The sequence below is a fragment of the Dactylosporangium sp. CA-052675 genome (genome assembly GCF_050947935.1).
Taxonomy (GTDB): Bacteria; Actinomycetota; Actinomycetes; order Mycobacteriales; family Micromonosporaceae; genus Dactylosporangium.
This window is the reverse complement of sequence record NZ_CP192010.1, coordinates 9,891,400-9,905,856: the sequence shown is the minus strand read 5'-3', so window position 1 is coordinate 9,905,856 and position 14,457 is coordinate 9,891,400. Positions and strand designations below refer to the sequence as shown.

General features: G+C 72.8%; 12 protein-coding genes. 5 read left to right on the top strand and 7 right to left on the bottom strand.

Translation table 11 applies throughout. The features are described from left to right. Positions 1 to 125: 125 nt before the first annotated feature. From ACQP1P_RS44530 to ACQP1P_RS44510, 5 genes are all read right to left on the bottom strand, one after another. Complete coding sequence (locus ACQP1P_RS44530) at positions 126 to 923, bottom strand: squalene--hopene cyclase (protein WP_433080902.1); 798 nt, start codon at positions 921 to 923, stop codon at positions 126 to 128. A 72-nt stretch (positions 924 to 995) separates the two neighbouring features. After that, positions 996 to 2,174, bottom strand: a complete 1,179-nt coding sequence (gene moeZ / locus ACQP1P_RS44525) for an adenylyltransferase/sulfurtransferase MoeZ (RefSeq protein WP_350619802.1) — start codon at positions 2,172 to 2,174, stop codon at positions 996 to 998. A gap of 41 nt (positions 2,175 to 2,215) precedes the next feature. Further along, complete coding sequence (locus ACQP1P_RS44520; RefSeq protein WP_433080900.1) at positions 2,216 to 3,079, bottom strand: DUF3152 domain-containing protein; 864 nt, start codon at positions 3,077 to 3,079, stop codon at positions 2,216 to 2,218. 6 nt (positions 3,080 to 3,085) lie between these two features. Next, complete coding sequence (locus ACQP1P_RS44515; RefSeq protein WP_433080898.1) at positions 3,086 to 4,114, bottom strand: alpha/beta fold hydrolase; 1,029 nt, start codon at positions 4,112 to 4,114, stop codon at positions 3,086 to 3,088. 27 nt (positions 4,115 to 4,141) lie between these two features. After that, entirely contained in the window at positions 4,142 to 6,262 is a 2,121-nt protein-coding gene (locus ACQP1P_RS44510) for a hypothetical protein (protein WP_433080896.1), read from the bottom strand. A gap of 89 nt (positions 6,263 to 6,351) precedes the next feature. On the opposite strand from ACQP1P_RS44510, the gene ACQP1P_RS44505 reads away from it, so the two are divergent. Both ACQP1P_RS44505 and ACQP1P_RS44500 read left to right on the top strand, forming a co-directional pair. Continuing rightward, positions 6,352 to 6,990, top strand: a complete 639-nt coding sequence (locus ACQP1P_RS44505) for a TetR/AcrR family transcriptional regulator (protein ID WP_433090391.1) — start codon at positions 6,352 to 6,354, stop codon at positions 6,988 to 6,990. Between the two features lie 69 nt (positions 6,991 to 7,059). Further along, positions 7,060 to 7,293: a DUF3107 domain-containing protein gene (locus ACQP1P_RS44500; protein WP_350619790.1), complete on the top strand. Its 234-nt coding sequence runs from the start codon at positions 7,060 to 7,062 to the stop codon at positions 7,291 to 7,293. Positions 7,294 to 7,455: 162 nt separating this feature from the next. Here the strand turns inward: ACQP1P_RS44500 and ACQP1P_RS44495 are convergent, their stop codons facing one another. Next, positions 7,456 to 8,130, bottom strand: coding sequence for a ferritin-like fold-containing protein (locus tag ACQP1P_RS44495; RefSeq protein ID WP_433080894.1), 675 nt, complete (start codon positions 8,128 to 8,130; stop codon positions 7,456 to 7,458). A 235-nt stretch (positions 8,131 to 8,365) separates the two neighbouring features. Between ACQP1P_RS44495 and ACQP1P_RS44490 the strand changes: the two genes are divergently transcribed. Next, the gene (locus ACQP1P_RS44490) at positions 8,366 to 9,982 is read left to right on the top strand and encodes a DEAD/DEAH box helicase (RefSeq protein WP_433080892.1); all 1,617 of its coding nucleotides are present in this window, start codon (positions 8,366 to 8,368) and stop codon (positions 9,980 to 9,982) included. A gap of 446 nt (positions 9,983 to 10,428) precedes the next feature. Here the strand turns inward: ACQP1P_RS44490 and ACQP1P_RS44485 are convergent, their stop codons facing one another. After that, positions 10,429 to 11,292, bottom strand: coding sequence for a hypothetical protein (locus ACQP1P_RS44485; RefSeq protein WP_433080890.1), 864 nt, complete (start codon positions 11,290 to 11,292; stop codon positions 10,429 to 10,431). 82 nt (positions 11,293 to 11,374) lie between these two features. Between ACQP1P_RS44485 and ACQP1P_RS44480 the strand changes: the two genes are divergently transcribed. Together ACQP1P_RS44480 and ACQP1P_RS44475 are read left to right on the top strand one after the other, a co-directional pair. Next, the gene (locus ACQP1P_RS44480; protein WP_433080888.1) at positions 11,375 to 12,310 is read left to right on the top strand and encodes a C40 family peptidase; all 936 of its coding nucleotides are present in this window, start codon (positions 11,375 to 11,377) and stop codon (positions 12,308 to 12,310) included. Between the two features lie 42 nt (positions 12,311 to 12,352). Then, on the top strand, positions 12,353 to 14,446 hold the full coding sequence (locus ACQP1P_RS44475; RefSeq protein ID WP_433080886.1) for a DEAD/DEAH box helicase: 2,094 nt from the start codon (positions 12,353 to 12,355) through the stop codon (positions 14,444 to 14,446). Positions 14,447 to 14,457: the final 11 nt, after the last annotated feature.

The window sequence follows — 14,457 nt, the reverse complement described above, 5'->3', positions numbered from 1 at the left end:
CGATCGCCATGATCAGGCGCAGATTTCGGCAGCCAGGCCGCGACTCGACCGTCGTACACATGTTCTATCCACAGGCTGTGGACGAACATGTGTACGAAGCGCTCGCCGGGCCGCCGGCGCCGGCGTCAGCGGAGGGCGCGGATGGCCTGCAGCGTCGTGTGGACGTTGAACTGGTCCCCGTCGTCGCTGGTCCAGGCGCCGTCGCTGCGCTGCGTCTCCAGCAGGCGCTTGCGCGCCGCGCCCAGCAGCCAGTCCTCCGTCGACATCCCGATGCGCCGCAGCGACGCGTACAGCCACGCCGTGTCCGCGGCCGTCATGGTCGGGACCCGGTCGGCCAGCGCGACCTGGATCTGCGCCGACTCGTAGAACCAGCCGAGGTGGTACAGCACCGCGCAGCCCAGCCAGCCGGTCACCAGGAACGAGGGCCAGGAGCCGTCGGGGCGCAGCGAGGCGCGGAAGGCCTCCGCGGCGCGGGCGATCCGGGCGGCGTGCTCGTCCTCGTCGCCGGGGGCGGGGCCGCCGATGACCAGCCAGTACGCGGAGCTGCAGGTGAGGAAGAGGCGCGCCTCGTCGTCGCCCGGCTGGGCCCACGGAGGGGCGACGCCGGCCAGGGACTCGTCCTCTTCCCACATGCCGTCCGGGCGCTGGCTGTGCGCCAGCCAGGACAGGGCGCGGCGGGCCGCGGGGCGGTTGATCGCGCCGAGGTCGTCGAGCTCGGCCAGGCGGAAGCAGGTGGCGTCGATCGAGGCCACGTGGGCGCCGAAGTACGCGGGCCAGCCGCCCGTCGACGCCTGGCCGGTCTCGGCCCGGTCCAGGACGTCCGCCGTCGGGGTCTGGCCGGTGCGCAGCCAGGCGAGGCGGGCTCGGTCCACAGCGTCGCCGTGGGCGACTACGTAGCCGATCGCGGCGTCAAGGTCCACCATGGCCGTAGGCTACCGCCCGCCCGGCTCCACCCACACGGGTGAGCCGGGCGGGGAACATCACGACCTGAAGAACTAGTAAATGGGTAGCGACGGGTCGACCGTCTTCACCCAGGAGACCACGCCACCCTGCACGTGGACGGCGTCCTTGAAGCCCGCCGCCTTCACCGCGGCGAGAGCCTCGGCGGAGCGGACACCGCTCTTGCAGTACAGGACGATCTGCTTGTCCTGAGGGAGGTCCGACAGCGCGTTGCCGTTGAGGATCTCGCCCTTGGGGACGAGCCGGGCGCCGGGGACTCGGACGATCTCCCACTCGGCCGGCTCGCGCACGTCGATGAGGTCCATCGGCTTGCCGGAGTCCTGCCACTCCTTGAGCTCGGTTGCGGTGATCGTGGAGCCGACGGTCGCGGCCTGGGCCTCGTCCGACACGGCGCCGCAGAAGTCGTCGTAGTCGATGAGGCCGGTCACGGTCGGGTTCTCGCCGCAGATCGCGCAGTTGGGGTCCTTGCGGAGCTTGATCTTGCGGTACGACATCTCGAGGGCGTCGTAGACCATCAGGCGGCCCAGCAGCGTGTCGCCGACGCCGGTGAGGAGCTTGATGGCCTCGGTCACCTGGATCGCGCCGATCGAGGCGCACAGGACGCCGAGGACGCCGCCCTCGGCGCACGAGGGGACCATGCCGGGCGGGGGCGGCTCCGGGTAGAGGCAGCGGTAGCAGGGGCCGTGCTCGGCCCAGAAGACCGACGCCTGGCCGTCGAAGCGGTAGATCGAGCCCCACACGTAGGGCTTGCCGAGCAGCACCGCGGCGTCGTTGACCATGTACCGCGTCGCGAAGTTGTCGGTGCCGTCGATGATGAGGTCGTACTGCGCGAAGATCTCCATCACGTTGTCGTTGCTGAGCGCCTCGTTGTGCAGCACGACGTTGACGTACGGATTGATCTCCAGCACCGAGTCCCGCGCCGACTCGGCCTTGGGGCGGCCGATGTCGGACTGGCCGTGGATGATCTGGCGCTGCAGGTTCGACTCGTCGACGGTGTCGAACTCGACGATGCCGAGCGTGCCGACCCCGGCCGCCGCGAGGTACATGAGCGCCGGCGAGCCCAGGCCGCCCGCGCCCACGCAGAGCACCTTCGCGTTCTTGAGTCGTTTCTGCCCGGCCACCCCGACGTCGGGAATGATCAGATGGCGTGAGTAGCGGCGGACCTCGTCCACCGACAGGTCGGTGGCGGGCTCGACCAGAGGAGGCAGCGACATGGTTCTCATTCTGCCCCGCGAGACCGCCGAACCCGAGTGAGCTACGGCACTTCAGGCCCTGTGTACTCCTGACCCTCCACGAACGGCCACGAGTTGGCGACGCAGCCCTTGAGGCCGTACGTCTGCTGCATCATGACCGGCGCGGGCCTTCCGGCGGCCGGGCACGCCTCGTGCCCGTGGCCGAGCTCGTGCCCGGTCTCGTGGTTGACGACATAGGTCCGGTAGTCCTCGACCGGCGCGCCGTAGTCCGGGACGGCCGTGTTCCAGCGGGCCAGGTTGATGATGACCTTGCCGGTGATGCGGCAGGAGCTGTACCCGTCCGTGTGCAGCCCCGCCGTGGCGCACATCGCCTCGGACGTGACCGGCGTGGCCAGGAACACGGTGAAGTCGGCGGCGCCCTCGCCCTTGACGCGCTGCAGCCGCAGCTGGCCGCTCGCGGTCCAGCCGCGCGGGTCGGCGTAGGTCTTCTCGACGGCCGCGGCGAAGTCGTCGGCCTTCAGCTCGGCGCCGTTCTCGACGGCGACGCGGTACTTCTTCACCGCCCCGCCCGTGCCCGCCACGGCGCCGTCGGTCGTCGCGTAGGAGAAGGTGCCGTCGCCCTTGGCCGCGCCGGCCTCGGGCGGCGGGCTGGCCGGCTGCGAGGGCGGCACCATCATCGGCGCCTCCTGCCGCGGGGCCGCCTTCGGCGCGGGCGCGGGATCGTCGGCGAAGAACAGCTGCCGGGTCAGGCCGAGCGCGGCGAGCATGCCGGCCCCGGCCATCAGCCCGGCGATCAGGTACCGCCGCCGTCGGGCCTCCATCCGGCGGCGATGGCGATGGGCGCGCACGATCTCGCGGGCGGCCGTCGGGTCGCTCGGCAGGGCAACCGGCTCCCGCCGGCGGTCAGAGAACAGCCGGCTCACCATCGACGCTCAGCTTGCCATGCGCACCCGGGCCACGCGCGAGCGGACCGCCTCCTGCACCCGTTCCGCAACCGGGTTCGCGATCTCGTCGATGAGGCCGAACACGGCCCGGGCCACGGTGCGTGGAACTTCCATCTGGGCGACGTGCCCGACGCCCTCGAGCATCATCAGGCGGCTGTCCGGGATGAGCTGGGCCACCTGCGGGGCTGTGCGGATGTCGACGAGCTTGTCCTGGCGCCCGGCGATGACCAGGGTGGGCGCGGTGATCCTCGCGGCCGCCCGCCAGATGGATCCCTCTCCCGGCAGGTACGCCCGCAGGAAGCTGCTCACCAGGCCGCGCAGGCTGCCGACGTACGCCTCGGCGTACCACGGCACCTGATGGCGCAGGCGAGCCTCCTCGATGGCCTCCAGGCGGCGCTGCTCCGGATAGCGGGTCGGGTCGGCGTAGCAGGAGTCGATGACCATGTCCGCCAGCGCCTCGGGCTCCATGGCCGCCATGTGCCGCGCGGCGAGCCGGGCCGCGTTGGGCAGCAGGAGCAGCGGCACCACGCGGCCCTGCAGGGAGCGGCGCGGGTCGAGGAACGGCATCGCCGGGGAGATCAGCGTGAGCGAGCGCACGAGGTCGGGGCGGCGCGCGGCGGCCTTGACGATGGCGGCGCCGCCCATCGAGTTGCCGAACAGGTGGACCGGGCCGCGGTCGCTGTGCTCGATCCAGCGGATGACGTGGTCGGCCATCGCGTCGAGGGTGTAGCTGCGGGCGCGGCCGCTGTAGCCGAAACCGGGCAGGTCGATCGCCTGCCCGTCGAGCGCGGGGCCGTCCTCGCGGGCGGCCAGGATGGCGGCCAGGTCGGTCCAGTTGGTCGAGGAGCCGCCGAGGCCGTGCACGTAGACGGCGGGTTCGGCGGTCGCGCTCAGTGCCGGGGTGTCGCGGACATACGCCACCGATCCGTCGAGCTGCACCTCTCGTCCGGGCCACCGCTCCGGCAGCCGCGCGGGTGACGGGACTGTGAACTCCGGGACAAGAGTGGCTCGCTTCATGAACCAAGTGTGCCCCGCATCCCCGCCCTACGGCAGCAGAGCCTCCAAACGCCGGTTCACGGCGGCCAATGTGGCGCGCACGACCGCCTGGCGGGAATCCCCGTCCGCCGAGACCACGGCCGAGCCCGTGAGCTGCTCCACGAAGCCGTCGTACATCAGCAGCAGCACGACGACCGCCACCTCGCACCCGCCGAGCGCGACGACCGCGGCGTGCTCGATGTAGCAGCGTGCGCGGACGGAGGCGTCGGTGTCGATCAGCAGCTGGTCGACGGCGGAGGCGGCGGCCAGGGCGGCCAGCTTGAGCATGTAGCCGTCGAAGTTCGGGCCGCTCGCCACGCCGACGGCCGGCTGGTTGTCGGCGGTCAGGCGCACCTCGACGGTCGCGTCGATGCCCTGCGTGTTGACGTCGACCGACTCGATGACGACCCGCGGCGAGACGATCGCGCCCGGGTTCGGCACGAGCGCGGGCGCCTTCTTCTCGACGCTCTCGACGCTGTCGACAGTCGCGGCGGGCTTGCGTCCCCCGCTGCTCACCGGCCGGCGGCGACGGGCCTCGCGGCCGTACCCCGGCAGGGCGCTGTGTGGCGAGTTGCGCGCGACGGTCGCCGGCGGCCGCGGGGCGGGCACCGGCGCGGAGGCGGGCGCCTCGGCGAACGCGGCCGGCTCCGGCATGCCGTCGGGCAGCAGCGGGTTCTGCTCGGCCGACAGGCCCATCGTGTCGTTGAGCATGCGCGCGACGATCCGGCTGACCTGACCGGCGTCGGCCTCGTCGGCGAGCTCCAGGCGCAGGGTGTGCAGGCCGTCGGCGTTCTTGCGCAGGCTGGCCCGGGACACGCCGGTGACCGTCTGCACGGCCCGCAGGACGCTCTGCACGTCGAAGCCGTCGGGGCGCGAGTCCGGGTCGCCGGGCTCGCCGTCCTCGTCCTCGCGCAGGTAGTTGGTGATGCGCGTGAGCTCGGGCGCGCCGACCGCGGTGGCCGGGGGCTCCCCGGCCGGCACCGGCGGGACGTCGGGCTCGGAGGGCACCCGCTGGGGCAGCTCCAGCGGCTCGTAGGCGGGCTGACGCATGTCGTCGGCGAACGTCGGCATCACCGGCTCGGCGGGCGCCATCGTGGTGGCCGAGCCGAGCAGGACGGGCGGCAGCGGCCCGACGAGCGGATCGTTCTCGGGGACGCGCTGGGTCGGCAGCTGCTGGGGCTGCGCGGGAGCGGGCGGCGGCGCCGACTCGGCCGGGGCGGCCGGGTGCTGGCTCGGGGCGGCCCAGTCGAACTCGGGCTGGGCGGGCTCGGGGGCCCAGTGGCGCTGCTCCTGCGGCTGATACTGCCCGCCCTGGAAGCCCCAGTGGTCGTGCGCCTGCACCTGCTGCTCCGCGACGCGGTCGAGCGCGGACGGCGGCTGCTCGTAGGTGGTGGCGTTTTCGTAGCCCTGGGTCTCGTAGGCCGCGGGCAGCTCCCGGCTCGGGCGCTCGTACGAGCGGGGCTCGTACGGCTGCGGCTCGGGCTCGTAGGGCTGCTGGCCGTAGGACGGCTGGGCGGAGATCGGTCGGCGCACCTCACCCGTGTGCTCCGTCGAGAGGGCTCCGTAAACCGTGCCGGGCGCGGGCGGCGGCGGAACGCTCTTCGTCTCGCCGGTCGGGCTCGAGGTCGGCCAGCCCTGCCCGTCGGGGCCGTAGTGCCCGTAGTGCAGCGTCGAGGTGGGCGGCTGGACCGGCGGCGGGGCGGAGACCGGCGGGCTCATCGGGGCCAGCATGTCGGAATACGGACTGCGCACCTCGGCCCGGCCGCGCGGGCCGGCACCGTTGACGCCGTTGATCCCATTGGTGCCGTTTGCGCCATTCACGCCGTGGCCATTCGCCGAGCCGTTCGCGCCGTTGACGTTGACGCCGTTCGACCCCAGGGCATGACCGCCGTTGATGCCGGAAATGTTGAACGCGCCAGTCACCTGGGCCCGCCCGGCGATCGCGCCGGTGGCCGGCTCGCGCCACGCCGAGACGATCGCCTCGAGCGCGTCGTCGGTCGGCGTCTGGCCGTTGACCTGCCCGTTCGGGTATGCGGCACGATCGCGACCCGGGCCCGGACCCGAGCCAAGGCTGCCACCAGGGTATGCACCGCCCGCGTCCGGGCTACCGGCTTGCCCTGTTTCGTCCACCGCACGCTCCTCCGTCGCCCCTAGGTGAGGCTACCGTGTGGGTGGAAAGGGGGTAAGTTGCAATCTCGACCCAAATCCGGATGGTGAACATGACCTCGGCGATGAGCGGCACGCAGGCGGCCGGTCGGCCCGTGCGGCTGCCCCGGTCGGCCCGGCGAAAGCAACTGCTCGCCGCGGCACAGCAGGTGTTCGTGGCCCAGGGATACCACGCCGCGGCGATGGACGACATCGCGGAGCGAGCGGGCGTTTCGAAGCCGGTCTTGTATCAACATTTCCCGGGCAAGTTGGAGCTGTACCTCGCTCTGCTCGACACCCACTGCGACGCGATGGTCTCGCGGGTGCGCTCGGCGATGGAGGCGACCACCGACAACAAGGACCGCGTGCGGGGCGCGATCCAGGCTTATTTCGACTTCATCGACCACGAGAGTGAAGCCTTTCGGCTGGTCTTCGAGTCCGACCTGCGCAACGACCCCGCCGTGCGCGAACGCGTGGACCGCGTCGAGACCGGCTGCATCGCGGCCATCACCGACACGATCATGGCCGACACCGGAGTGAGCCGCGCCCGCGCCGAGCTCCTCGCGTCGGGGCTGGTCGGCGCGGCCGAGATCGCGGCGCGCTTCTGGCTGGCCAACGGCCGCCAGGTGGACAAGGACGAGGCGGAGACCCTGCTGACCGCATTGTCGTGGCGCGGCATCGCCAGCTTCCCCCTGCACGGCGAACACGCCTGATCGCGTTAATCTTCAACCACACTGGGTGTGCGGGCCTAAGCACGGCCGCGCCCGATCAAGGAGGACGACGTGGAGGTCAAGATCGGCGTGCAGTACGCGCCTCGGGAGCTGGTGCTGGAGAGCACGCAGTCGCCGGCCGAGGTCGAGTCTGCGGTCACCGACGCGATCAACGGTGGCGATAAAGGTGTTCTGTCCCTGGTCGACGACAAGGGCCGCCGGGTGATCGTGCCCGTTGGCAAGCTGGCCTACGTGGAGATCGCCGAGTCGTCGCCGCGGCCGGTTGGGTTCTCGGCCGCGCGCTGAGAGCCGGCTCTGGGCGTGAGAGGGCTCCCGGGTTCGGGGGCCCTTTTTCGTGGCCTTGGGGAGCCCGAAATGTCGGGCGCTTCGCGCCACGACATTTCGGATTTATACCCTGTCGGGCGATAATCCCGTTTCGGTGGTCATGGGCCGCGACCCGGTTGCCCGCTAGTTGTTCAGGCCCACCGCGCCCATGCGCGCGGTGTGAGCCGTGGTCAGGCGCTTGAGCAGGGCCGGGACGTCGGTGCCGTGCACGGCCAGGAGCGTGCCGAGCGACGGCCGCTCGGCGGCCACCCGCAGCGACTGGGAGATCGCCTCGCCGACCAGGCGCCGGGCCCACATCGAGAGGCGGTTGGCCACCTTCGGGTCGATCGCGATCGCGGCGCGCAGCTCGTCGGCGGCGAAGTCGGCGTGGCGCGAGTCGTGCAGGACGTCGAGGATCAGGTCGCGATCGGCGGACTCGAGCACCGCGGCGACCTCGCGGGTGAAGTCGTCCGCGATGCCGTCGCCGACGTACGCCTTGGTCAGGCCCTCGAGCCAGTCGTTGGGCTCCGTCTGCTCGTGGTAGTCCGACAGCGCTCGGACGTAGGGCGCCATCGCCGCCTCGGGGTCGGTGCCCAGCTCGGCCAGGCGGTCGGCCAGGCGCCGGTAGTTGACGATCTCGCGGGCCGCCATCTCGCTGAGCACGGCGCGGCGGTGCAGGTCGGGGGCCAGGCGGGCGTCGGCGGCCACGCGGTCGAAGGCGACGAGCTCGCCGTAGGCGAGCATGCCCAGCAGATCGACGACCGCCGCGGCCGCGGGGCCGGTTGCTTCGCCGGACCGGACGGGGGTGACATCGGACACGTCGGCACAGTACCGCGCCGAAACGTCTGACGGGCGGCACGCAGTGTTGTGCGCGGATCCGTCATGGTGTCGGTACAATGGCGGAAATAGGCCCGGGCGGACCCTAGCCCAGGCAGACCGGCGCTTGTAGCCCGCGACCGCAGTCAAACGGTCGCGTGTGGCCCGCGCCCCACACAGATCGAGCGCACCCGGCACTTCAGGGGCGCTCCCGCGAGAGAGACACCCCGAGCACAACATGACGATCGACAACACTGAGGCCGCCGAGACGGTGGCCCCCCGCGCGCCCGTGCGCGGCGACTCACCATCATTCGCCGACCTGGGCGCGCGGCCCGAGACCGTGGCCGCGCTCGAAGCGGTCGGCATCACCCGCGCCTTCGCGATCCAGGAATACGCGGTGCCCATCGCTTTGCGCGGCACCGACCTGATCGGGCAGGCGCCGACCGGCACCGGCAAGACCCTCGGGTTCGGCGTACCGCTGCTGGACCGCGTCACCGCCCCCGGCGAGGGCGCCGACGGGCTGCCCCAGGCACTCGTCGTCGTGCCGACCCGCGAGCTGGGGCTCCAGGTCGCCCGCGACATCGCGGCGGCCGGCAAGACCCGCGGCGTGCGGGTGTTGCCGCTGTACGGCGGAGTGGCCTACGAGCCGCAGGTCGAGGCGCTGCGCAACGGCGTCGAGATCGTGGTCGGCACCCCCGGCCGCCTGCTCGACCTGGCCAAGGGCAAGCACCTGCGCCTGCACGCCGTGCGCGCGCTCGTGCTCGACGAGGCCGACCGCATGCTCGACCTCGGGTTCCTCGACGACGTCGAGCGCATCCTGACGCTGCTGCCGGAGGAGCGTCAGACGATGCTCTTCTCGGCCACGATGCCCGACCCGATCGTGACCCTGGCGCGGCGGTTCCTGCGCCAGCCGATGACGATCCACGCGCACCACGACGCGAACACCGGCCCGTCGCCGCTGACCAAGCAGTTCGTCTACCGCACGCACCCGCTCAACAAGATCGAGATCGTGGCGCGGGTGCTGCAGGCGACCGACCGCGGGCTCACCATGATCTTCTGCCGCACCAAGCGGGCCGCCGACCGCGTCGCCGAGGACCTGGACTTCCGCGGCTTCGCGGCCGCGGCCGTGCACGGCGACCTGGGCCAGGGCGCCCGCGAGCGGGCCCTGCGCGCGTTCCGGGCCGGCAAGATCGACGTGCTGGTCGCGACCGACGTGGCCGCCCGGGGCCTGGACGTCTCGGGCGTCACGCACGTGATCAACTACGACTGCCCGGAGGACCCGGACACGTACACCCACCGCATCGGCCGCACCGGCCGGGCCGGCGCGACCGGCGTCGCGGTGACGTTCGTGGACTGGGAGGACATGCCCCGCTGGCGGATCATCGACAAGAGCCTGGGCATGGAGCTTCCGGAGCCGCCGGAGACGTACCACACGTCGGCGCACCTGCTCAGCGACATCGGCATCCCCGAGGGCACCACCGGCTCCCTGCCGACGGCCGACCGCAAGCGGGCGGGCCTGTCGGCGGAGAAGCTGGAGGACATCGAGGGCAAGCCGCGCGGGCGGGCCGCTCGGGGCCGCGGACGTTCGCGGTCGTCGGCTCCGGCCGCCACGGCCACCGAGACCGCCGAGCCGACCGAGCCGCGTCGTCCGCGCCGCCGCCGGCGCCGGGGCGAGGTGGACGCGGCCGAGCACGCCGAGTCGTCGGCCGCCGTGGCCCCCGCGTCGGCAACCGAGGAGGTTTCGGCCGTGGCCGTGACCTCGGACGAGGGCGGGGCCGGGCGCGCTCGGCGGCGCCGGCGCCGGGGTGGTCGCGGGCGAGGCGGCAGTGGCGAGGGCGACAGCGCCGCGGAGTAGGAAAAGCGATCAAGGGGGCGGGTCCGTATGGGCTCGCCCTTTCGCTTTGCTCGGGTCCGCGGTGGTGCGGGCCGTCGCTCCCGCCAGGAATCCCGGCCTTCGCGGTGGCACAGGGCCCCGGGCCGGACGTCCGCGCCGGCTCCCTCCGGACGGCGAGCGGCCGGACACCGGCGCGGCCCGCATCAGGCGCGAGCCGTCCGGCGACGGCCGCTCGGGGCCGCAGCCGTTGTCCGGCGGGTGTCGTCCGGCGGGACTGGCGCCTCCCGCCCCGACGGCGAGTCGCTCAGGCACTAGCTGGGCGGCACTCGTCCGCCTCGCGGCCGCTCGGGTCGTCGGGCGGACCGTGCACGGCGGAGCGGCGCCGTCCTACCACCACGGACGTCGGGATTCCTGGCGGGAGCGACGGCCAGTGAGCGACGCGGACCCGAGCCATCTGCTTCTGGCTCTTACCGCACGTCGACCGTGAACTCCGCGCGGTGGACGGCGCCGGATTTCTGGAACTCGAAGTACAGGCGGTATCGGCCCGGGCTCGGCGCGGACAGCCAGAACTTCACCCCGCCGCCGACGAGCTGGTCCTCGGGGTGCACGTGCAGGTAGCCGAGGTCGCCGTCGCGGAGGACGACCAGGTGGCCGTAGGCGGCCAGCCAGCGCTCCAGGTCCGTGACCGGCGTCCCGTCGGCGAAGACCCGGAAGGTCAGCGGCTGGGTGGCGTTGGCCCGTGGGGTGCCCTCGTAGGTGACCTTGAACGTGTCGGCTTCGGCCTCGCGGGCGGGCGGGGCGAGCGGCGCCGGCGTGTAGCTCCCGGCCACCGTCGCGTCGATCGACAGCGTGAGCGGCAGTTGCTGGCCGGCCGGGTCGAGGGTCACGAAGTCGGCGTAGAGGCGCCAGATGCCCGGCGTGGGCAGCGTCAGCGGGACCGACCAGGTGCCGTCGGCGGCCATCTCCGGGTGCAGGTGCTGGAAGCCCGACAGGTCGTGCCGGGCGACGATGAAGTGCAGCAGCTTGTCGTGGTTCGGGACGAACTTGGTGACCGGCTTCCCGTCCTGGCCGACGATCTTGAAGGCGAAGGTCCGCCCGGCGCCCGCCGCGAAGGTCGGCGCCTCGGCCGGGATCAGCGTGAAACCGCCCGCGCTCAGGGAGAAGCCGCCCAGGTCGCCGACGACCGCGCCGCCGTGCGAGTGCGACGGGATCGTCGTCGGGCCGGGCGTCGCCGCGGGCGTCGACTGCGGCGCGGTCGCGCGGGCTATGCCGAAGCCCAGCAGCAGGGCCGCGACCAGGCCGGCCGCCACGAACGGTCCCTTGAGCATCATGCGCGCCACCCTACCGGGGGAAGTTACGTCACTTATGTCCAAATTGCGACGTTAGTGACACGTGGGGTTTTGTCGCAAGAACTTGCGCAGCGCCGCATCACTGGTCGTTGCCGGACTCATTCTCCTGGCGGCGCCCGGAACCGGGAACGCGGATCCCGCCGCGGACCGGCAACGGGCACTCGCCAACGCCTGGCAGGAGCTCGAGGGCGTCATCGAACGGTACAACGCCGTTCGCGACGACCTGCGGGCCACCGACGCGCGCCTGGAGCAGGTGAACTCGCGCCTGGGGCCGCTGCGGACCCAGGTCGAGGCCGCCCAGCGGGAGACGGACGCGCAGGCCGCCGCGCTGTACCGCAGCGGCGCCATCGGCTCGACCGCGGTGCTGATCTCGGCGGCGTCGCCCGAGGCCTGGATGGACCAGCTCGCGACGCTGGACCAGATCTCGCGCCGCCGCGTGGGTGCGCTCAAGGCGCTCAAGGACGCTCAGGCCCAGCTCGACGCGCAGCAGACCGAGCTGACGACGCTGCAGCAACAGCAGCGTACGCAGTCGGCCGAGCTGGGCCAGCGCAAGGCCGCGATCGAGGCGCAGCTGCGCCGGCTCGGGGGCGCGCGCACGGCGAGGGCGCCGTCGGGTGCGCTGCACGACGGGTACGTGCCGGTCTTCACCGCCGACGCGGCCGGGCAGGCGGTCAAGTTCGCGTACTCGCAGCTCGGCAAGGTCTACCAGTGGGGCGCCGACGGGCCGAACAGCTACGACTGCTCGGGGCTCACGATGGCCGCCTGGAAGACCGCGGGAGTCGTACTGCCGCACAACGCCGCCCGCCAGAAGCAGACGGTCAAGCCGATCACGCGGGCCGAGCTCCGCCCCGGTGACCTGGTCTTCTACTACAAGGACGTCAGCCACGTCGGGATCTACATCGGCGACGGGCGGGTGATCGAGGCGCCCCGGGCCGGCGAACGTATCTCCATGCGACTGATCGATTACGCTCCGGTGGTCGGGTACGGGCGGCCGCTGTGATCGACTCGGTTTTTGTCGGACCCCTCGGCTAGCGTCGGCAGCGTGCGACAGGAAGCCACGGCAACACTCAAGAAGCTCGCCGGACCCAGCGCTGAGCTGCGCGAAGATCAATGGACGGCCATCGAGGCGCTGGTCGCCGAGCACCGCCGGGTGCTCTGCGTCCAGCGCACCGGATGGGGCAAATCCGCCGTCTACTTCGTGGCCACCGCCCTGCTGCGGGCCCGCGGCGCCGGGCCCACGGTGATCGTGTCCCCGCTGCTGGCCCTGATGCGCAACCAGGTCGACGCGGCCGCCCGCGCCGGGATCGCGGCCCGGACCATCAACTCCGCGAACCTCGAGGAGTGGGACGCGATCACCGCCGAGATCGCGGACGGCTCGGTCGACGTGCTGCTGGTCAGCCCGGAGCGGCTCAACAACCCGGCCTTCCGCGACGACGTGCTGCCCAAGCTGGCCGCGACCGCCGGGCTGCTCGTGGTCGACGAGGCGCACTGCGTCTCCGACTGGGGCCACGACTTCCGCCCCGACTACCGGCGCCTGCGCACGCTCCTGCTCGACCTCGCCCCCGGCACGCCGGTGCTCGCGACCACGGCCACCGCCAACTCCCGCGTCACCGCGGACGTGGCCGAGCAGCTGGGCGACGCCCTGGTCCTGCGCGGCTCCCTCGACCGCGAGTCCCTGCGCATGGGCTCGCTCTCGCTGCCCTCCCCGTCGCACCGGCTCGCCTGGCTCGGCGAGCACCTGCGCGACCTGCCCGGCTCCGGGATCATCTACACGCTGACCGTCGCCGGGGCCCACGAGACGGCCGCGTTCCTGCGCTCGCAGGGATACGACGTCGCCGCCTACACGGGCAAGAGCGAGGACGCCGACCGCCGCGACGCCGAGGCCGACCTGCTCGGCAACCGCATCAAGGCGCTCGTGGCCACCTCGGCGCTCGGCATGGGCTTCGACAAGCCTGACCTCGGGTTCGTGGTGCACCTGGGCGCGCCCTCGTCGCCGATCGCCTACTACCAGCAGGTCGGCCGGGCCGGGCGCGCCGTCGAGAAGGCCGACGTGCTGTTGCTGCCCGGCAAGGAGGACGGGGACATCTGGCGATACTTCGCCTCGCTCGCGTTCCCGCCCGAGCACCAGGTCCGCGCGGTCATCGACGTCCTCGCCGACGCGGGGCGCCCGCTGTCCATCCAGGCCCTGGAGCCGCGGGTCGAGCTGCGCCGCGGCCGCCTCGAGCTGATGCTCAAGGTCCTCGACGTCGACGGCGCCGTCCATCGCGTGCGGGGCGGCGGCTGGGAGGCGACGGGCACGCCGTGGCGGCACGACACCGAGCGCTACGCGCGCATCGCCGCGGCGCGGGAGGCCGAGCAGGAGGCGATGCGGCAATATGCGGCGCTGACGACGTGCCGCCTGGAGTTCCTGCGCCGGCAGCTCGACGACCCGGAGGCCGCGCCGTGCGGGCGGTGCGACGTGTGCGCGGGCGCCTGGTACGCGACGACGGTCTCCCCCGAGGCCCTGGAGGCCGCCCGCGCCCACCTCGGCCGCGCCGGCGTCGAGATCGCGCCCCGCAAGCTGTGGCCGACGGGCCTGCCGGCCGTGGGCGTGCCGCTCAGCGGCAAGATCCCGCCCGCCGAGCAGTCGCTGCCGGGCCGCGCGATCGGCCGCCTGAGCGACCTCGGCTGGGGCGAACGCCTGCGGACCGTCCTCAACGGCCCCGACGCCCCGCTGCCGGACGAGCTCTTCAACGGCGTCGTGGCCACCCTCGCCGAGTGGGCCAAGGGCGACGCGAGGTGGGAGCAACGCCCGGCCGGCGTCGTGGTGCTCGGCTCCCAGCACGCCCCCACCCTCGTCGAGTCCCTGGGCGCCCGAATCGCCGAGGTCGGCCGCCTCCCGCTGCTCGGCACCATCCCTGCCGCCCTGACCTCGGACACGGCTTCGCGGACGAACAGCGCCCAACGCGTACGCGCCCTGCACGGCGCCTTCGACATCCCACCCCAGCTGGCCGAGGCCGTGCGCTCGACGGACGGCCCGATCCTGCTGGTGGACGACCTGGTCGACAGCGGCTGGACAATGGCCCTGGCCACGCGCGCCCTACGCCTGGCGGGCGCCCGGGCGGTGCTGCCGTTCGCTCTGGCCCTGACCGCCTGACGCCCGCCCAC

Coding starts and splice junctions, on each gene's coding strand:
- ACQP1P_RS44530 (WP_433080902.1), bottom strand. CDS start 923: ATGGTGGACCTTGACGCCGCGATCGGCTACGTAGTCGCCCACGGCGAC.
- moeZ (WP_350619802.1), bottom strand. CDS start 2,174: ATGTCGCTGCCTCCTCTGGTCGAGCCCGCCACCGACCTGTCGGTGGAC.
- ACQP1P_RS44520 (WP_433080900.1), bottom strand. CDS start 3,079: ATGGTGAGCCGGCTGTTCTCTGACCGCCGGCGGGAGCCGGTTGCCCTG.
- ACQP1P_RS44515 (WP_433080898.1), bottom strand. CDS start 4,114: ATGAAGCGAGCCACTCTTGTCCCGGAGTTCACAGTCCCGTCACCCGCG.
- ACQP1P_RS44505 (WP_433090391.1), top strand. CDS start 6,352: ATGACCTCGGCGATGAGCGGCACGCAGGCGGCCGGTCGGCCCGTGCGG.
- ACQP1P_RS44490 (WP_433080892.1), top strand. CDS start 8,366: ATGACGATCGACAACACTGAGGCCGCCGAGACGGTGGCCCCCCGCGCG.
- ACQP1P_RS44485 (WP_433080890.1), bottom strand. CDS start 11,292: ATGATGCTCAAGGGACCGTTCGTGGCGGCCGGCCTGGTCGCGGCCCTG.